This is a genomic window from Massiliimicrobium timonense, assembly GCF_042850985.1.
Classification (GTDB): domain Bacteria; phylum Bacillota_I; class Bacilli_A; order Erysipelotrichales; family Coprobacillaceae; genus Allocoprobacillus.
On sequence record NZ_AP031415.1, the window covers coordinates 325,428 to 345,079 of the forward strand.

21 protein-coding genes and 1 pseudogene are annotated in these 19,652 nt (G+C 31.4%); 21 read left to right on the plus strand and 1 reads right to left on the minus strand.

Annotated elements, in window-relative coordinates:
- Window positions 1-46 precede the first annotated feature (46 nt).
- The 17 genes and pseudogenes from ACGHJ8_RS01735 to ACGHJ8_RS01815 all read left to right on the plus strand — a co-directional run bounded on the left by ACGHJ8_RS01735 (window position 47) and on the right by ACGHJ8_RS01815 (window position 16,397).
- Window positions 47-646: a DJ-1 family glyoxalase III gene (locus tag ACGHJ8_RS01735; protein ID WP_390541348.1), complete on the plus strand. Its 600-nt coding sequence runs from the start codon at window positions 47-49 to the stop codon at window positions 644-646.
- Entirely contained in the window at window positions 609-1,160 is a 552-nt protein-coding gene (locus ACGHJ8_RS01740) for a DJ-1 family glyoxalase III (protein WP_390541351.1), read from the plus strand. Before ACGHJ8_RS01735 ends, ACGHJ8_RS01740 begins: the two co-directional genes overlap by 38 nt.
- A gap of 19 nt (window positions 1,161-1,179) precedes the next feature.
- Window positions 1,180-1,950, plus strand: a complete 771-nt coding sequence (locus ACGHJ8_RS01745; protein ID WP_087357306.1) for a MurR/RpiR family transcriptional regulator — start codon at window positions 1,180-1,182, stop codon at window positions 1,948-1,950.
- A gap of 204 nt (window positions 1,951-2,154) precedes the next feature.
- A complete protein-coding gene (locus ACGHJ8_RS01750) occupies window positions 2,155-2,748 on the plus strand; it encodes a recombinase family protein (RefSeq protein WP_390541355.1) in 594 nt (197 codons plus the stop codon).
- 42 nt (window positions 2,749-2,790) lie between these two features.
- On the plus strand, window positions 2,791-3,312 hold the full coding sequence (locus ACGHJ8_RS01755) for a cysteine hydrolase family protein (RefSeq protein ID WP_087357308.1): 522 nt from the start codon (window positions 2,791-2,793) through the stop codon (window positions 3,310-3,312).
- A gap of 127 nt (window positions 3,313-3,439) precedes the next feature.
- Window positions 3,440-4,618: an iron-containing alcohol dehydrogenase gene (locus ACGHJ8_RS01760; protein WP_390541358.1), complete on the plus strand. Its 1,179-nt coding sequence runs from the start codon at window positions 3,440-3,442 to the stop codon at window positions 4,616-4,618.
- Between the two features lie 6 nt (window positions 4,619-4,624).
- Window positions 4,625-5,458: an SDR family oxidoreductase gene (locus tag ACGHJ8_RS01765; RefSeq protein WP_349291029.1), complete on the plus strand. Its 834-nt coding sequence runs from the start codon at window positions 4,625-4,627 to the stop codon at window positions 5,456-5,458.
- A 275-nt stretch (window positions 5,459-5,733) separates the two neighbouring features.
- Window positions 5,734-6,714 carry an aldo/keto reductase gene (locus ACGHJ8_RS01770; RefSeq protein WP_211962169.1) on the plus strand — a complete coding sequence of 327 codons (981 nt, stop codon included), beginning with the start codon at window positions 5,734-5,736 and terminating at the stop codon, window positions 6,712-6,714.
- Window positions 6,715-6,910: 196 nt separating this feature from the next.
- Window positions 6,911-8,473, plus strand: coding sequence for an AAA family ATPase (locus ACGHJ8_RS01775; RefSeq protein ID WP_390541362.1), 1,563 nt, complete (start codon window positions 6,911-6,913; stop codon window positions 8,471-8,473).
- 137 nt (window positions 8,474-8,610) lie between these two features.
- The gene (locus tag ACGHJ8_RS01780) at window positions 8,611-9,495 is read left to right on the plus strand and encodes a LysR family transcriptional regulator (protein WP_211962168.1); all 885 of its coding nucleotides are present in this window, start codon (window positions 8,611-8,613) and stop codon (window positions 9,493-9,495) included.
- 119 nt (window positions 9,496-9,614) lie between these two features.
- Window positions 9,615-10,151 carry a flavodoxin family protein gene (locus tag ACGHJ8_RS01785; protein WP_087357312.1) on the plus strand — a complete coding sequence of 179 codons (537 nt, stop codon included), beginning with the start codon at window positions 9,615-9,617 and terminating at the stop codon, window positions 10,149-10,151.
- Between the two features lie 101 nt (window positions 10,152-10,252).
- Entirely contained in the window at window positions 10,253-11,017 is a 765-nt protein-coding gene (locus ACGHJ8_RS01790) for a Cof-type HAD-IIB family hydrolase (protein WP_390541364.1), read from the plus strand.
- Window positions 11,018-11,089: 72 nt separating this feature from the next.
- Window positions 11,090-12,010 (plus strand): DUF2232 domain-containing protein, encoded by a 921-nt coding sequence (locus ACGHJ8_RS01795; RefSeq protein ID WP_211962166.1) that lies wholly within the window; start codon window positions 11,090-11,092, stop codon window positions 12,008-12,010.
- The gene (locus tag ACGHJ8_RS01800) at window positions 12,010-13,974 is read left to right on the plus strand and encodes a DHH family phosphoesterase (protein WP_390541367.1); all 1,965 of its coding nucleotides are present in this window, start codon (window positions 12,010-12,012) and stop codon (window positions 13,972-13,974) included. The genes ACGHJ8_RS01795 and ACGHJ8_RS01800 overlap by 1 nt, the downstream gene beginning before the upstream one ends.
- Window positions 13,974-14,420: a 50S ribosomal protein L9 gene (rplI, locus tag ACGHJ8_RS01805; protein ID WP_087357316.1), complete on the plus strand. Its 447-nt coding sequence runs from the start codon at window positions 13,974-13,976 to the stop codon at window positions 14,418-14,420. The genes ACGHJ8_RS01800 and rplI overlap by 1 nt, the downstream gene beginning before the upstream one ends.
- Before the next feature lie 14 nt (window positions 14,421-14,434).
- Window positions 14,435-15,805 carry a replicative DNA helicase gene (dnaB, locus tag ACGHJ8_RS01810; RefSeq protein ID WP_205090309.1) on the plus strand — a complete coding sequence of 457 codons (1,371 nt, stop codon included), beginning with the start codon at window positions 14,435-14,437 and terminating at the stop codon, window positions 15,803-15,805.
- 43 nt (window positions 15,806-15,848) lie between these two features.
- Window positions 15,849-16,397: pseudogene (locus ACGHJ8_RS01815) on the plus strand (GNAT family N-acetyltransferase).
- A gap of 21 nt (window positions 16,398-16,418) precedes the next feature.
- Here ACGHJ8_RS01815 and ACGHJ8_RS01820 read toward each other — a convergent pair.
- Window positions 16,419-16,805, minus strand: a complete 387-nt coding sequence (locus ACGHJ8_RS01820; protein WP_087357322.1) for a hypothetical protein — start codon at window positions 16,803-16,805, stop codon at window positions 16,419-16,421.
- A gap of 125 nt (window positions 16,806-16,930) precedes the next feature.
- Here ACGHJ8_RS01820 and ACGHJ8_RS01825 point away from each other — a divergent pair, with 125 nt between their 5' ends.
- The 4 genes from ACGHJ8_RS01825 (at window position 16,931) to treR (ending at window position 19,539) form a co-directional block, all read left to right on the plus strand.
- Window positions 16,931-17,521 carry a thymidine kinase gene (locus ACGHJ8_RS01825; protein WP_087357323.1) on the plus strand — a complete coding sequence of 197 codons (591 nt, stop codon included), beginning with the start codon at window positions 16,931-16,933 and terminating at the stop codon, window positions 17,519-17,521.
- A gap of 183 nt (window positions 17,522-17,704) precedes the next feature.
- Entirely contained in the window at window positions 17,705-18,010 is a 306-nt protein-coding gene (locus tag ACGHJ8_RS01830) for a pyrimidine dimer DNA glycosylase/endonuclease V (protein ID WP_390541370.1), read from the plus strand.
- Between the two features lie 169 nt (window positions 18,011-18,179).
- Entirely contained in the window at window positions 18,180-18,830 is a 651-nt protein-coding gene (locus tag ACGHJ8_RS01835; protein WP_390541372.1) for an HAD family hydrolase, read from the plus strand.
- On the plus strand, window positions 18,820-19,539 hold the full coding sequence (gene treR / locus ACGHJ8_RS01840) for a trehalose operon repressor (protein ID WP_211962161.1): 720 nt from the start codon (window positions 18,820-18,822) through the stop codon (window positions 19,537-19,539). Before ACGHJ8_RS01835 ends, treR begins: the two co-directional genes overlap by 11 nt.
- Window positions 19,540-19,652: the final 113 nt, after the last annotated feature.

Consider the following 19,652-nt stretch of genomic DNA (forward strand, 5'->3'; position numbering starts at 1 on the left):
GTGATGAAACAGTTTATGATACAGGCAAGAAAGGAAGATGATGGATATGAAAAAGGTAGCAGTTGTTGTAGCACCGGGATTTGAAGAAGGAGAAACACTCACAATTGTCGATATTATGCGTAGAGCACATATCCAATGTGATATGTTTGGATTTGACAAGGTTGTTCAAGGAGGACATGATATAGAAGTTGCGTGTGATGATGTTTTAAGTGAAAGAGTTCTTGATTATGATATGATTGTTTTACCAGGAGGTTATGGTGGATCGAGAGCTATGCGTGATAATGATTTGATGATGGATTTATTGCATCAAATGAATGAAAAAGGAAAATATATTTGTGCTATGTGTGCGGCTCCGATTGTATTAGAAAGAGCTGGATTATTAGAAGGAAAAAACTTTACAGCATATCAAGGTTATGATCAAAAGATACATCAAGGACATTATTTAGAAGATAAGGTTGTTATTGATGGTCAAATTGTAACAAGTCGAGGACCAGCGACAGCCTATGCTTTTGCTTATAAACTGGTTGATTTATTAGGTGGAGATTCTTTGGCAGTGAAAAAACGTATGGTTTATTTCAATGCTTTTGATGTAAAGGAGGACGAGTCATATGAAGCGTGTTGCTGTATTGATGGCGAAGGGATATGAAGAAGGAGAAACCCTTACGATTGTTGACTTATTAAGGAGAGCCAATATAGAATGTCATACATTTTATTTTGATAATGAATTTGTGGAAGGAATGCATCATATGATGATCAAAGCAGATCAGAAGTTTGGTGATGAAATCAAAGATTATGATGTCCTTGTTTTACCAGGAGGTAGACCAGGTGGAGAAAACTTAAGAAATAATGAAGATGTGATTCAAATGGTTCAATATTTTAATCAACATCATAAAATTTTAGCAGCTATGTGTTCAGGTACAATCGTTCTATCTGATGCTCAAGTCATTGAAGGCAAAAAAGTCACAGGATATACAGGTTATGAAGAAAAGTTAAAAGGTGGTCTATTCCAAAATGATGTTGTTGTTTATGATCAAAATATAATCACAAGTCAAGGACCAGCGACACCTTATCCTTTTGCTTTTCAAATCATTGAAGCATTAGGTCAAGATACAAGTGAAATGAAGGAGAGATTGATGTATAATTTTGCTGGAGGAAGATAAAGAAAGTGAGTGATTAAGGATGATTTATGGAAAGTTACCGGTTGTGTTTTTAAGTGTTTTAACAAGTGAGAAAAAAGATTCAACCAATCATCAAATAGCAACCTATATTTTAGAGCATATTGATGAAATGCAAAATATTGGTATTCAAGATTTGGCTAAGCGTTGTCATGTGGCGATGAGTTCTATTTCTCGCTTTTGTAAGGAAATTGGTTTAAAAGATTTTGCACAGCTCAAAGAATTATTGGCAGATTCTAATTTCTATTTTGAAGAACAGTCACAGTCTACTTCTTTACAAGTGAGAGTAAGAGATTATGGACAGAAGATTTATGAAAGCATACAAATGGTAGAATCATCATTAAATCTCAAACAACTTATCTCTTTGTGTCAAGATTTATATCAATATCAAAGAGTTGGTATTTTTGGTTTATTAAAGGCACAAACAGCTGCCATGAATCTACAGACAGATTTATTAATGACAGGAAAACAAGTTGAATCTTATGTATCTTATTTCCAACAAATGGATTATATTTTAAATGCAGATGAAAATGATTTAATTATTATCCTTTCTTATACAGGTTCCTATTTTGAATATGAAAATTTGAGAGTTTTACAAAAGAAACTAGAAGCACCTAAAATATGGATGATTACAAGCGTTCAAGAAAACTATCCCTATTTTGTTGATGAAGTTTTAACTTTCCAATCTTTACAGGATCAAGGAAGTCATCCTTATCAATTACAGTTTATCGCAAGTTTAATTGCTCAAGAATATAATTACAGATATAAAATATGATTATGAAGGCAAGATGATTCTTGTCTTTTTTTTATATGAGATAAGTTTTGGTTTATGGGAGATGTTTTTATTCAAGAATATATTTAAGAAAGTCACAAAAATGATGTTTTGCTTTTGAAGTGTTACTTTGATGTGACATTAATCAAAGATTTCTATCTTTTTTGTATACTGTTATTTAACTCATAATGTGAAGGAGGAGATAATATGAATTATGGGTATATAAGAGTATCATCTAAGGATCAATGTGAAGATCGTCAATTGATGGCATTAAAACAATATGATATTTGTCACAAAAATATATATGTGGATAAAATCAGTGGAAAGAGTTTTAATCGACCGCAGTATAAACGATTAATGAAAAGATTGAAAAAAGGAGATGTGCTTATGATTTTATCTATTGATAGATTGGGTAGAAATTATGATGAAATACAAAATCAATGGCGAATCATTACAAAAATAAAACAGGCAGATATTGTTGTTTTGGATATGCCATTATTAGATACGAGGCAAAAAAATGAAAATGATCTAACCGGTGTTTTTATTGCTGATATGGTTCTTCAAATCTTAGCCTATGTTGCTCAAGTTGAAAGAGAAAATATCAAACAACGACAAAAAGAAGGGATTTGTGCAGCTAGACAAAGAGGTGTTGTTTTTGGTAGACCACGTAAAGATGTACCAGAGAATTTTTGGGATGTCAGAAATAAATGGCAGGAAAATGAAATATCTTCTAGACAGGCAGCCAGAGCATTAGGTATTGCTCAAAGTACTTTTTTAAGATGGGTTGAAGAAATTTTATAATCGTTATAAATATGATATAATAGGAAATTAAGGAGGGGTCATATGAAAAAGACAATAATTGTTGTGGATATGCAAAACGATTTTGTGACAGGAAGTTTAGGAACAAAAGAAGCTTGTAAAACAGTTCCTGTAATTGAAAAACTGTTAAAAGAAAATCAAGAAAATCAAATTATCTTTACCCAAGACACACATCATGAGGATTATCTTTCAACGAGTGAAGGAAAAATGTTACCTGTTGAACATTGTATGAAAGGAACAAAAGGATGGGAAATTATCCCAGAATTAAAAGAATGGACACATCAAGCTATAATGGTGGAAAAACCTACATTTGGAAGTTTAAAATTACCTCAACTTATATCTCAGAATCAACCAGAACAAATCGTTCTTGTAGGTGTTTGCAGCGATATATGTGTGATTTCTAATGCTTTGATTTTAAAAGCATATTTCCCTGAAACGCCTATCATCGTTTATGAAAATGCTTGTGCAGGAGTCACACCAGATAAACATCAGGCAGCCATTGAAACAATGAAAAGCTGTCAAATTGATGTTCAAACTTATTTATAGACATATTTTGAAATGGCTAAAGTCATTTCTTTTTTTATAAGTAAAACTTATGGATTGGATTAGAAATTGAAATTGTTACAAAATGATAAAAATCATACAATAAGCATAACAAAGGAGGAAGCATTTTATGAACGATTTTATTTTTCAAAATACAACAAAAGTTTACTTTGGTCAAAATCAATTAAAACATTTACACGAAGAAGTTTTACGTTTTGGTGATAAGATTTTAATTGCTCATGGTGGAGAATTTATTAAGAATTCTTCATTATATAGTCGAGTGATCAATGAACTTCAATCACATCATATTACTGTATATGAATTGGGGGCAGTAGAGCCTAACCCTAGACATACAACAGTCAATCGTGGTGTGAAAATCTGTAAAGAAAATGGGATTCCAACTGTATTAGCTATAGGTGGTGGTTCGACCATTGATTGTTGTAAAGCTATTGCAGCAACAACTTTATCAAAGACCGACAATATTTGGGATTTAGTAGAAGGTAAAGAATGGAATCAAGCCTTAGCTGTCATAGCCATGCCAACAATAGCTTCAACAGGCAGTGAAATGGACAAATCATGTGTCATTGCCAATGTTGAATTAGGAGTCAAGAAGGGGATTCATGGTGAAGCTATTAGACCAAAAGTTGCCTTTTTGGATCCAACGAATACAATGACAGTTCCACCATTTCAAACAGCTTGTGGGGGATTTGATATTATGGCTCATATGTTAGATATGAATTATTTTGTAAATGCTCAAAAATATCCATTACAGTTCAATGTTGTTGAAACATTACTTAAAACAGTCAGACAACAGTTACCGATTGCTGTTCAAGAACCAGAAAATTATGAAGCAAGAGCAACGATGTTGTGGGCAGCAAGTTGGTCATTAAATAGTTTTTGTACTTCTGGATTTCAAACGCAACCCTCTTTACATACTTTAGAACAGTTTTCAGCAACTTATGATATGACTCATGGTTTAGCTCTAGCAATTATTATGCCACAATGGATGAAATATTTATTGGATAGAGATGAAACAGTCATTGATGATTTTGCAAGATTTGGTGTTAATGTGATGGGTATTGAAGCAAGTGACAATAAAAAGATTGATGCTTATCAGACGATTAAGGCTCTACAATCTTTTGTTCAAGATGAACTAGGATTGCCTATGTTTTTATCACAATTGAAGATAGATGATACAAAATTTAAAGAAATGGCAGTCAAAGCTTGTGGTGGTCAAGAAATAATATCTCGAGCATATCGACCATTAACACAAGAAGATTGTTTCAATATTTATAAAATGTGCTTATAGGAGGTAGTGAAATTGAAAAATGTGATGATTGTTACAGGTGCAGGACAAATCAGTATGGCTATCGCCAGAAGAATGGGCTATGGTCAAAAGATTATTATGGGAGATAAAAATATCAACAATGCAAAAGCTATCGCAGAAGTTATGAATAAGGCAGGATTTGATGTTATTCCTTTTGAAATGGATTTAGCTTCTAGAAAATCTATATTAGATATGATAGATGAAGCTAAGAAATATGGACCTATAACAATGCTAATCAATGGGGCAGGTGTTTCACCAAGTCAGGCATCTATTGAAATGATTTTAAAAGTTGATTTATATGGAACAGCTGTTTTATTAGAAGAAGTTGGGAAAGTGATTGAGCCCGGAGGTGTCGGAGTAACAATTTCTTCGCAGTCCGGACATCGTATGGAGCAATTAGGTGAATATAAAGATCGATTGTTGGCGATGACTCCAACAGAAGAATTATTGCAATTGGATTTTTTGCAACCACATCAAATAAAAGATACTTTACATGCATACCAACTTGCAAAAAGGTGTAATGAAAAAAGAGTAATGGCTGAATCCGTCATTTGGGGTCAAAAAAGAGCCAGAATTAATTCTATTTCACCGGGCATTATTGTGACACCGTTAGCTATTGATGAATTCAATGGACCAAGAGGTGATTTTTATAAAAATATGTTTGCTTCATGTCCAGCCAAACGACCGGGCACAGCAGATGAAGTTGCCAATGTGGCGGAACTTCTTATGAGTCCACAGGGTGCTTTTATAACAGGTTCAGATTTTTTGATTGATGGTGGAGCAACAGCAAGTTATTTTTATGGTTCATTACAATCAAAGTAAAAGATATTTATTTTATGATATAGATGATTTGACTATTCTTTTTCGTTATAGCAGATTTCTATATTGATATTGTACAAAAAGAATAAGAATCATTAAAATGAATGATGGAAGAAAGATAAAACATTCTATAAGTTTAAAAATGAAAATGATAAAAAAATGATAGGAATGTGATGATACTTATTTGTGCTAGAGAACTTTTTGAAAAGACTATCAAAATGATAAATCAATTTCAATATATGAATAAAAGTGCTGATATATAAGAGGAGGTTTAAACAATGGAAAAAAGAAGATTAGGACAAACAGATATGTATGTTAATATGGTTGGACTTGGATGTATGGGACTATCTCATGCCAGTGGAACACCTGTTGCTAGAGAAGAAGCCATTCATATTTTACAGGAAGCACATCATATAGGTTATGATTTATATGATACAGCTGAATGTTATACGGGTATTTATCTTGATGGAAGTATTAGTCATAATGAAGAAATTGTTGGCGAAGCTGTGAAAAACTTTAGAGATGAGATTGTTCTGTGTACAAAATTTGGTGTAACACACAAAGGTAATCACTTAGAATTAGACAGTTCACCACAAAAGATTAGAGAATCTATCGAAGGATCATTAAAAAGATTGCAAACAAATTATATTGATATTTATTATCAACATAGAATTGATCCTCAAGTAGAACCAGAAATTGTTGCAGGTGTGATGAAAGAACTCATTCAAGAAGGAAAAATCAAAGCTTGGGGAATTAGTGAAGTGAATGAAGACTATTTAAGAAGGGCACATGCTATCTGTCCAGTGACTGTTATTCAAAATAGATATTCAATGATGGCTAGATGGCATGAACATTTAATAAATGTTTGTCAAGAATTAGGAATCACATATATTGCTTTTTCGCCATTAGCTAATGGTGCATTAACAGGAGCTTATCATTCTCAAGCAGATTTTAAAGATGATAAGCAGGATTTTAGAAGAAATATGCCACAATATAGTGAAACAGGTATGATAAAAACAAATCAATTGTTAAAAATAGTAAGTGAGCTTGCTAAAAAATATAACGCTACAAATGCTCAAATATCTTTAGCGTGGATGTTGTCTAAATTCGATAATCTTATTCCTATTCCGGGTTCTAGAAAAATAGACAGACTAGCATCAAATTTTGCGGCTGGAAACATTCATCTTTCTTATGAAGATATCGAAATAATTGATTATCAATTAGAACATATGGAATTTGAAGTTTTTGGTGGACATTAAATCATAGAGAGTTATAACATCAATTCATTTTATAAAAATATAATAAATAGAGAGTATGATTTCATATTCTCTATTATTTTTCTAAAAAAATAAAATTCACAGACAAAGCATAATTATCATAAACAATTAGCAACATATATAGTCATGGTATTTTATTTATGCAAATGGTATAATAAAACAAGAAAGGGTGATAAGCATGGGAATCTATTTAAATCCAACCAATCAAAATTTTTATGAAGCAGTCAATAAGGAAATATATGTTGACAAGTCATTGCTTATTCAACATATTGAATATTTAAGAAATAAGATCAATAAATATATTTGTGTATCAAGACCAAGACGTTTTGGAAAGAGTACAGATGCTAATATGCTTGTTGCCTATTACTCTAAAGGTTGTGATTCTCATCATATTTTTGATTCACTCAAAATCAGTCAAACTGATTATTATTTAGAACATCTTAACCAGCATCATGTCATTCATATTAATATGCAAAGCTTTTTAAGCAATACACACAATATTGATAAAATGATCCAATTACTAACAATAAGAATTTTAAATGAGCTCAAACAGGAATATTCGGTCACTTTCTTTGATGAAACAAATCTTTCATTATCTCTAGAAGATATCTACGTATCCACAAAAGATCAATTTATTTTTATCATAGATGAATGGGATTGTATATTTAGAGAATATGTTCAAGATAAAGAAGCACAAAAACAATATCTTGATTTCTTAAGAAACCTATTGAAAGATCATCCATATGTAGAACTTGCTTATATGACAGGGATATTGCCTATTAAAAAATATGGCACACACAGTGCCTTAAATATGTTTAAGGAAATATCCATGTTGAATGCAACACCTTTAGAATCTTTTATGGGATTTACTGAACAGGAAGTTTATGATTTATGCTTAAAATACAATATGGATTATAATGAGATGAAACAATGGTATGATGGCTATCGCATGTCCAATGATATTTCTGTCTACAATCATCGCTCTGTTGTTTATGCTCTTATGGACAGAAAGTATGAAAACTATTGGACATCAACAGAAACTTATGAAGCCCTGCAAGTTTATATAGATATGAACTTTGATGACTTGAAAGATAATATCGTTCAATTATTGTCAGGAGAGAGTGTAGATGTTAATACAAGCAAGTTCCAAAATGATATGACAACGTTCAAGTCAAAGGATGATGTCTTAACACTTCTAATACATCTTGGATATCTGGGATATAATAATTCAGATCATACCTGCTATATTCCTAACAAAGAAGTATCAACAAGCTTTATTGATTCCATAGAAGATTCAAACTGGGAAGAAACGACAAAGGCATTATTAAATAGTCGTGAATTATTAGAGGCAACATGGAGAAAAGATGAAGAAGCCGTTGCAAGATATATCGAAGAAGCCCATCTCAACACAGCAATACTAACTTACAACAATGAAAATGCTTTGTCATATACACTTGCTTTAGCATATATCTATGCCAAAAATCATTACACAATGATAAGAGAAATGCCTACTGGAAAAGGTTTTGCGGATGTTGTTTTGATTCCATATCGAGATAAGCCAGCTATGATTATAGAGCTGAAATGGAATCAAGAAGTCAAGACAGCGATAGATCAGATCAAAGAAAAGAAATATCCAAAAGGATTAGAGAAGTATAAAGATAACTTACTGATTGTTGGAATCAGTTATGACAAGAAAACAAAGAAACATACATGTCATATAGAAGAAATGAAGGCTCGTTAAAAAGTGAGCCTTTTGTGAGTTTTCATTTATTCTCAAATGTGAAAAATGAACTTAGAAAATATTGGATAAAAGATGAAATATTGGTCAGTTGTTTGATAAAGTCTTTTTTGATAAAATGAAATTAGAGGTGAGAAATGATGCTACTGAAACAAATGAAGTATTTTATTACAATTGCAGAATGTGGAAGTTTTACAGAAGCTGCTATACAGTGCTATATTTCTCAATCTGCAATTTCTCAACAAATCCGATCATTAGAAGCTGATTTACAAGTACAATTGTTGATAAGGCAAAAAAGGCATATTGAATTAACGGAAGCAGGAAAATATTTTTATCGTCATGCGAAAGCTATTTTAAAAGAAGTAGAACACATAACTGAAGAAACAAAAAGATTAGGAGAAGATCATGAATTAGCTTTAAGAATTGGATATCCTAAAAACTTTAGTTTGCATGAACTTCAACAAGCGATTACTCAGTTTTATGATTTATATTCAGAAGTTAAGATTTCTATTGTGAGTGGGACACATGAAGAATTGTATGAACTTTTATTACAAGGAAAAATAGATTTAAAAGTCAGTGAACAAAGAAGAACCTATAATCAAGATTATTATAATGATGAACTAAAATATAGTGAATCATATGTGGAAATAGCATCTGTTCATCCTATGGCTAAAAAACCAATACTAACAACAGAAGATTTAAAATCTATGTCATGTATATTGGTTGTATCTAAAGGTTATGAACAATCAGAAAAGAATTTTTATGAAAAGGATTTAGGTTTATCACATCAATTTTTATATGTGGATTCTTTGGAACAGGCACGTTTGATGGTGGTAGGGAATCGAGGATATTTACCAATTGATGTGATGGGGCATATGGATATACCTGTAAAAGGTATCAAAAGGATTCCACTTTATAAAAATGGAAAACCAATTCAAAGGAATTATTTTGTATGCTGGAATAAAAGGAATACAAATTATTATATTGAGGAATTTGCCGAAATATTGAAAAATATTTTTAATTAATAGAAGATTGCTCAGAAATTGGTTTTTATTATACCTAAAAGGTATTGCTAGAGATAAAATATAAGTATTAGACATAGGTTGGATACAGGGCTATGATAATGATGAGGGGTGAAATGAATATGAAAATATTGATCATAAAAGGAAGTCCTCATATCAAAGGTTCTTCCAATCTTCTAACAAGTCAATTTATAAAAGGGGTTCAAGAAAATCATCATGAGGTTACAGAATTTGATGTTGCACATCATCATATAGCGCCTTGTTTAGGATGTGAACATTGTGGCATGGATGGACCTTGTGTACAAAAAGATGATATGAATGAATTAAAGGAATTGATGTTAAGTCATGATGTGATTGTTTTTGTATCGCCATTATATTATTTTGGTATTTCTGCACAGTTAAAAGCCGCTATCGATCGTATTTATAGTTTTACAATGAAATTATCCTCAATGCATAAAAAGACAGTTTTTATTTGTGCCGCATGGAATAGTTCAAAGAGAACAATGGATGCTGTGGAAGCACATTATCAGGCATTGGTTGATTACATGCATTTTGAAGATTTAGGTATGATTCTCGCTACTGGCTGTGGAACACCGTCTATGACATCACATTCTGCTTTTATGAAACAGGCATATGAATTAGGAAAAAGTATTGATTAAGACTCTTGAAATCATCAGAGTCTTTTCTTTATAATAAAATAAATGGTAAGGATAATGAGAATGATTTTTAATCAAGTTCAACGCAGAAAGAAGGAATGGTTATGCAAAAGATATTTTTCTTTGATATTGATGGGACATTAGCTATTCATGGGGTTATCCCTGAAAGTAATTTAAAAGCATTACAATTATTGAAAGAACGTGGCTATTATACATTTATTTGTACAGGAAGATCGCCTTTCTATGCACAAAATCTGTTTGCCAATCTTGTGGATGGGTTGATTACATGTAATGGCAGATATATTTTATATCATCATCAAAAATTACATGGTGAGGCATTTTCAAAGGAAGAATTATATGATTATCAGGAGAAAATAAAAAAATTAGAAGCTGGAGCTATGTTTGTGTCTGATAATGTTGCAGTGCCTTATTTATTAGATGAAAAGCAGATACAAGAAATACAAAAAGAATATGGAAAACAACATATTCAATTGTTACCAAAGGATTTATCTTTCTATACGTTTGATTTGTTTTATGATAGTCTTTCAAAAAGGGATGAACTGATTGAGGCTTTTCAAAAAGAACTTGTAATTAATGATCATGGTGGACATGGTTCATGTGATTGTTCTACTATTGGTTTTGATAAAGGTGACGGAATTGCATATCTTTTAAATCATTTTCATATTGATAAAGCAAATGCCTATGCTTTTGGTGATGGTTATAATGATCAGGCAATGTTTAGAGAAGTAGGTCATGCCATTGCAATGGGGAATGCAGTAGAAGAATTAAAACAAAAAGCGACATATATTACCGATTCTATTGATTGTGATGGGATTATGAAAGCTTTAATCCATGAAGGAATAGCATAAAGTTATTCCTTTTTGCATAAATGATTTCTTTTATGCTATAATAGCGATACTTGAAAAGAAAGGATCATCCATATGGGAAATATTAAAATAAAAAAGATGGTGCAAGGTGCTATGCTATCAGCAATCTTTGGTGCTTTATCGATTTTTAATACGTATACAGGAAGTTTATTGGATATATTTATTTGTTATGCTATGGTTATACCTCTTGTATGGTATAGCTATCATTATTCCTTACAGGATAGTTTGATAGTCGCTTTTGTATCTATGCTTATTATTATCATAACTGGTTTACCTTTTTTTGCAATTTCAGCCTTTTCATCTTGTCTGATTGGTTTGTTTTTAGGACAAGCTTTAAAGCGTCACGCTTCTCGAGGCGCTTTGTTGTTAGGTACTTTATTTTTAACTTTTTTAAACAATGTTTTGCTTTATGAAGTTTTTGCCGGTTTATTAGGAATGGATTTAATAGCGGAAATGAAAGAAATGTATATTATGATGCAAGATATAATCCCCTCTTTATCACAAAGTATTTCCTTGACTTCTTTTCTTTCTTTAGCACCTTTACTACTATTAATCATGTCAATATTAGAAATGTATGTTATTCTTCTTTTTTGTCAAATGGTTTTATCACGATTGGATATTTCTTTTCCATCTTCATTTCATATTGCATATATGCATATCAATAGAATAATAGGGTGGCTTGTCTTATTTTTGTGGATATTCAGTTATTGTTTGCAAAATATTTTTCATTTCCATTTTTTATATTTCACATATATTCAATTAATGAGTTCATTGGTGTTTGCAGTAGAAGGCATTGCTTTTTTATCTTGGTTATTGATTTTATATCAAAAACCACGTGGTATTATTTTAGTTATGCTTGGTTTTTTAATACCATTTGTTTTACCGGTTTATATTGTCATAGGAATCATAGATATATTTAGTGATTTAAGAGAAAAACTATTGTATAATAAACATAATAGACAAGGAGGGGTATAATGACAAGAAAAATGATACAGATTAGAAATCTCATTATGGCCATACTGGTTGGAGAATGTGCTTTATTATTTGGATTATATCTTTTGTTGAATACTTCAATCTTGTTGACGTTTAGTGTGTATGCTTTAATTAAAAATATAATTATTTTTACTATTATTGTTTATATATCTTATATATTAGAAAATAATCATTTAAGTGTAGAAGAAGTTTTAAATAAGGATGCTAAAAATGCTTTTCTTTTTGGTGGGATTGCTTTAATTCAATATGATGAAAATAGAAATATTGTATGGACGAGTGATTTATTAAAGGCTATGAATATTAATGTTGTGGGGGTAAAGTTATTAGAATGGCAACCTCATTTAGCTAGTCTTTTTGATGATGAAGATGTTAAAGTCATTGATATTAAGGGGAAGAAATTTGAAGCCTATAATAGCCAAGAAACAAAATTGATTTATTTAAAAGATGTCACACAACTGTTATCGTTGCAACAGGATTATTTAGATCAACAAGTCTGTATGGCCTACATTACCATAGATAATTATGAAGAAACATTAGAAAATGCAGATGAACCAAAGATGGCTTTAATACAATCACGTTCTCGTCAAGTGATTGTCGATTGGGCTTATTCTAATGGGATTATTATTAGACGTTTTAAATCTGGTGGATATCTGGCTTTCTTTAATGAACGTATTTATCGTAAACAAGTTGAAAATAAGTTTGCAATTTTAGATACTTTTAAAGAAATGTCTAAGGAATTAGATGAAGTCATGACTTTGAGTATTGGAATTGGGAAAGATTCCCGTGTTTTAAGAGAACTGGATGAAATGGCTTCTGCTGCTTTAAACTTAACTTATTCACGTGGTGGTGATCAAGTTGCGATTAAATCGGGTGAAGATAAGAAAGTGAGATTTTTTGGTGGTAACAGTGATACATTTGAAAAGAGCAGTAAGGTTCGTGCCAGAGTTATTGCTCAATCTTTAGCTGGACTGATTAAAAATGCTGGACAAGTTCTTGTGATGGGACATAAAAATTCTGATTTAGATTCTTTTGGGGCTTCGATTGGTGTAGCTAAAATTGCGATGGCATATGGGAAAAAGGCAAATGTGATTATTGATTTTGATTCGATTGAAAAGAAAACAAAAGAAGTTGCTGTGGTGGTAAAGGCTGATCAACGTTATAAAGGATTATTAATATCAGCTAATGAAGCAATGGAAAATATTAATAAAAATACTTTATTGATTGTGGTAGATAATCATAAATCAAGTTTAGCTCTTTCTAAACCTTTGCTTGATCGTGTAAAAAATAAGGTCATTATTGATCATCATCGTCGAGGAGAAGAATTTATTGAGGCTCCCGTATTAACATATCTGGAACCGGCTTCTTCTAGTACCGTAGAATTAGTGATTGAGCTTTGTGATTATCAGAATGTGGATTTGAAAATCAATGAGCTAGATGCTACAATAATGTATGCAGGTATGCTTGTTGATACCAACAATTTTAAACAGCGTGTCGGTGTTAGAACATTCCAATCAGCGGCTCATTTAAAAGAGCTACAGGCGAATGTTCCAATGGCTTATGAGTTTATTAAAGACTCTTATCAAGAAACCTTGCAACGTTTATCTATTACGCAAACTGCTTATCAATTTAATCCTCAAATCTTAATTGCCTGTGGACAGGAAAGTGAGGAATACACACGTAGTTTACTGGCAAAATCAAGTAATGCACTATTGGAGATTAGTGGGATTAAAGCAAGTTTTTCGATTGGAAAGGTATCAAAAACAACGGTGGCCATTAGTGCTAGAAGTACAAAAGATATTAATGTACAAGTGATTATGGAAGCAATGGATGGTGGAGGTCATTTTAGTATGGCTGCGGCTCAATTTGAAGATCAGTCCATTGAACAAGTGCGATTGTTATTGGAAGAAAAAATACAGGAATATTTAGATGATAGAGGTGAAGCATAATGAAAGTGATTTTATTACAGGATGTTAAAAAATTAGGAAAGAAAAATGATATTGTGAAGGTGGCAGATGGATATGGTCAAAATTATTTGATTAAAAATCATTTAGCCATTTTAGCAACTGAACATGGAAAAGAAATGGTTGCTCAAACAAAAGAAAAAGAAAGATTACAGGAATTAGAAAATAAGAAAAATGCTGAAGCATTAAAAGAAAAGATTGAAAGTTTGACTTTGGAATTTCAATTATCTTCTGGTAAAGATGGAAAAACTTTTGGAAGTATTTCAACAAAAAATGTGGTTGAAGAATTATCTAAAAAATATGATATTAAGGTGGATAAGAGAAAATTTATTAATGCTAGACCAATTCAGGCATTAGGTTATACAAATTTAAAGATTGAATTATATAAAGGTGTTATTGCAACTATTAAGGTACATTTATCTGAAAAATAAGGAGGAATCATATAATGGCTAGAGAATATCCCCATGATCTTGTGGCTGAAAGATCGTTATTAGGTTCTATGTTAATATCAAGTGATATATGTCAAAATATTTTATCTCTAGCTTCAAAGGATGATTTTTATTTGGATAGTCATCGTATTATTTTTGAGGCTATGCAAAACATTTATAATGAAAATAAGCCGGTTGATGTAACGACAGTCACGTCTTATCTGATAGATAAAAAATTATTGGATAAAACAGGTGGAGTGGAATACTTACTGGAATTAAGTGAATCAGTTCCAACTACGGCTCATAGTGAACATTATTTGAGAACACTAAATGAAAAATCTTTATTGAGAAGACTGATTAAAGAGTCAACACAAATCATTGAAAGAGCCTATGATGATGTAGGCAATATTAATGATTTTATTGGAGAAGTTGAAAAAGATTTTTTAAATGTCACAAGAGATCGTAATGCTGGAGAATTTCAAAATGTAAAATCTGTGATTCAAAAAGTGACTGATCGTTTGGTGATGTTACAAAAAGCAGATGGAAAAATATCTGGTGTTAAAACTGGATATTATGATTTGGATAAATTGACATCGGGTTTTCAAAAAGGTGACTTAATTATCTTGGCTGCCCGTCCATCCGTTGGAAAAACAGCTTTTGCTTTAAATGTGGCTTATAATGTATCTTATAAATCAGATGAAGCAGTGGCTATCTTTTCATTGGAAATGCCTGCTGAACAGTTAATTCAGCGTATTATTTGTTCTGCCGGAAGCTTAAAGGCTGAATCTTTGCGTTCAGGTTCTATTTTAAAAGAAAGTAGTGAAAGATATTATGCAGCGGCAGATAAGGTATCGAAATGTAACCTATATATTGATGATACACCCGGTATTCGTGTTGGAGAAATTGCTGCCAAATGTCGTCGTTTAAAAAGAGAACAGGGCTTAAAGATGATTGTCATTGACTATTTGCAGTTGATTTCTGGACCAGCGAATAGTCGTGAATCTAGACAACAGGAAGTTTCTGATATTTCAAGACAGTTAAAAATGATTGCCAGAGAGCTGGAAGTTCCAGTATTGGCTTTAAGTCAGTTATCACGTTCAGTTGAAAAACGTGATAATAAAAGACCGGTTTTATCAGACTTAAGAGAATCTGGAGCTATTGAACAGGATGCTGATATTGTTTCTTTTATTCATCGTGAAGATTATCAAGATCCAAAGAAAGAAGCAGAAACACAAGGAGCAACAGATATTATTATTGCTAAACATCGTAATGGGGCATTGGCTGATATACGATTGGTTTTCTTGAAACAATTTAGTAAATTTGCTAATCCTGCTAGAGCTGACCAACAGATTAACCCATTGGAAGGTGTTAAAGATTTAAGAACATGAAAAGGAGTTAAAAGCTCCTTTTTATTCATAACGGAGGTATTTTATGATTTTTAAATCAAAAAGATTAGTCTTAAGACATTGGAAAGAAAGGGATGCATTCAGCCTTTTTCAGTATGCAAAAGATGCAGATGTTGGATCTATGGCTGGCTGGATGCCTCATCAAAGTGTGGAAGAAAGTTTAGATGTGATTAGAAATATTTTCAATGGGAAAGAGTGTTATGCGATTTGTGAAATCAATAGTGATGAACCCATTGGATTAGTAGAATTAAAGCTTAACGGTCACACAGATAAAACACAAAGAGATGATGAATGTGAACTTGATTACTGGTTAGGAAAACCTTATTGAGGAAGGGGATATATGCCAGAGGCTGTAACAGAACTGATTCACCATGCCTTTGAAGATTTAAATATGGAAACAATCTGGTGTGGTTATTATGATGGAAATCATAAATCAAAAAGAGTGCAAGAAAAATGTGGATTTGTTTATCACCACAGTTGTCAGATATCTGTGTCTTTGCTTCATGAAGTGAGAACAGAACATGTCAATTATCTGAGCCAAACATCTTGGCAGAAGAAATATAAAGGTAAATAAAAAAGTGATACATTATCACTTTTATGTGCGTTTATCAAATTGTTGATGGCATGTAGGACAGGTAATAGTAATATTTCCTTTACCTTTAGGAACTCTTAAATACTGATGACAATGAGGGCATTTTAAATATTTATGTGTTTTACGATATTTCCATTTGTTTTTTTGACGATTAAAGAATTTTCTAATTCCAGTTGTTTTTGATAAGAACCATTCATTTTCTGCCTGTCGTTTATAGATTTGTTTAGAGAACATTCTAAAAAGACTATAAATAATCAAAGCATAACATAAAAATCCAACATAAGGAACAAATAAGGAAATAACAAACAAAATAATATAACTGATAAACAAAAAGTTACCCAATTGATCGACACCATATCTACCATACATAAAATTTCTTAACCAATTCATTTTTATCACCTGTGCTTTATTATAAAGATGAATTATGAATGAAATATGTACTTCTATAATTTTATAAATGATGTATAAATTTGTAGATATTTATAGTATAATAATTATTCGTGGAGGTTGAAATTATGTATAATCAATATCGTGAAGGTTGGCTGGAAGTCATCTGTGGATGTATGTTTGCCGGAAAAACGGAAGAACTGATTCGTCGTATTAATGTTCTTTCTTATGCTAAAAAAAATATCATTGTTTTTAAACCGGCTATTGATAATCGTTATTCTGAAAAGGAAATTGTTTCTCATGCTGGGACAAAAGTTCCTTGTATTGTGGTGAAAGATTCTAAGGAAATTTTAAAATATGTCAAACCTGATACAGAAGTGATTGCTGTTGATGAAGTCCAATTTTTTGATAGAGATATTGTTGATGTGTGTGAATATCTGGCAGATAAAGGATTACGTGTGATGGTGGCTGGATTGGATAAAGACTTCAGAGGTGAACCTTTTGGTGTTTTACCTGAATTGTTGACACGTGCTGAATTTGTAACAAAATTAACAGCTGTTTGTGCAAAATGTGGTGCTCCAGCAACACGTACGCAAAGACTTGTTGATGGACATCCTGCATCATTTGAAGATCCAATTGTTCTAGTAGGGGCAGTTGATCATTATGAACCACGTTGTCGTCATTGTCATGAAATTTTAAATAAACCACATAAATTTTAAAAGTTCATACTCAAGACATATTTCTCATATATATTAATAGTGTCGAAAGACAAATACGATAGTATTGATTCCCCTCAAATCTATCATATATCCCTAAGAAAGAGATGCAACCCCAAAGCATCTCTTTCACTTTTTTGTATATTTTTTTGTTTGATGCATAATCATATATGAGGAGGGGTTCATATGGATTTATGTCATCAGGAAAATATATCTCAACTATCAAATCAAGAGTTATTCCAACAACATGATTATATTTGTTATTTAAGAGGAGATGGATGGCAAAAAACGCAACATTATGTTTTTGCATACCCTTATTTATATCTTTATACTTTCCATATGTATATTATTAAAGAAATAGAAAACAGAGGTTATAGTGTTAATCCCTTATGGAAAGATTCTTGTTATAGGGGGATTCATCGAGGTTATGAAATATCTTATGCCACATTTGATGATATTGAAATACCTCAACATTTATATAAAGAAAATTAAAGAAAAATGAAATGTTCATATCTAATTCATATTGACAAAGTATATTATGGGTGTAAAGATAATAGAATTCATAAAAACTCCCTTTAAAATATGTGTTCTAGAAAGAATCAGGTTTCTGATTCTTTTTTCTTTTTGGAAATCATGTATAATAGATAATGGTGATGATGAAATGAAAAATATTTTATTTGATTTAGATGGAACTTTGACTGATCCTTTTTTAGGTATTACACACTCTGTTGCGTATAGTTTGAAATCTTTTGGTATTGAGGTGCATGATTTAGAAACATTAAAGCCTTTTATTGGACCTCCTTTAGATGTGTCTTTTCAAGAATATTATCATATGGATGAAAAGCAAAGCTGGGAAGCTGTCGAAAAATATCGTGAATATTTTTCAACTAAAGGATTATTTGAAAATAAGGTGTATGATGGAATGGAAGAATTTTTACAATCCTTATCTGATAAACATTTATATGTATGTACAAGTAAGCCTGAAGTCTTTGCTAGAAAAATTTTGGATCATTTCTCTTTGACTCCTTATTTTACAGAAATTTATGGAGCTAGTTTAGATGGAAAACTGAAAAATAAAGGAGATATTATTGCACTTTGTTTAAAGCAAGAGCATTTAAATAATCAAGATTGTATCATGGTAGGAGATCGTCAACATGATATTGTTGGAGCACATCAAAATCATATACCATGTATTGGCGTTTTATATGGTTATGGAAATTTAGAGGAATTTCAACAATATCATTGTGATTATATTGTTGAAGATTTAAAGGAATTAAAAGAAATCATAGAGGAATGGGAAAATGTTAAGTAAATATCTGCAAATTTATGAAGATTTGAAACAAAAAATTGAAAAGAAAGAAATTCCATCACATACTTTCTTACCAAGCGAAAATGAACTGATGACACTTTACCATTCATCACGAGATACTATACGTAAATCATTATCTCTTTTACAACAAAATGGATATATTCATACATCTAAAGGGAAAGGTTCACTTGTTTTGGATCATGAAAAGATTGCTTTTCCAGTTGCCGGTTTAACAAGCTTTAAAGAACTTTCACATACTTTACCGGGAGATGTAATGACTATTGTGCATTGTTTTGAAAAGATACCTGTGACAACTTATTTGAAAAAAGAACTTTATATGCAAAAAGGTGATGTTTATCATATCGAAAGAATTAGAGATATTGATGGGGAAAAAATTATCTTAGATATTGACTATATTAATGCTCAAGTCATACCTCATTTAACAAAAGAAATTGTTCAAGATTCTATTTATGAATATATTGAAAATGATTTGGGATTAAAAGTTTCTTTTGCAAAAAAAGAAATTACAGTCATTCAGGCAAGTGATCAGGAAAAAGAATTATTAGATATGGATGGTTTTGATTTGCTTGTATGTGTGAAAAGTTATACCTATTTAGAAGATGCGACATTGTTTCAATACACGGAATCAAAACATCGTCCAGATAAGTTTAGATTTGTTGAATTTGCCAGAAGATCACATATGGATTATTAGACACGTCATGTGTCTATTTTTTTGTGGAAAAATCATATTTTCTTATTGACAAAGATGTACGTACAAGTTAAAATGTAAGCGAAAACAAAACATGTACGTACAGGATAAGGAGA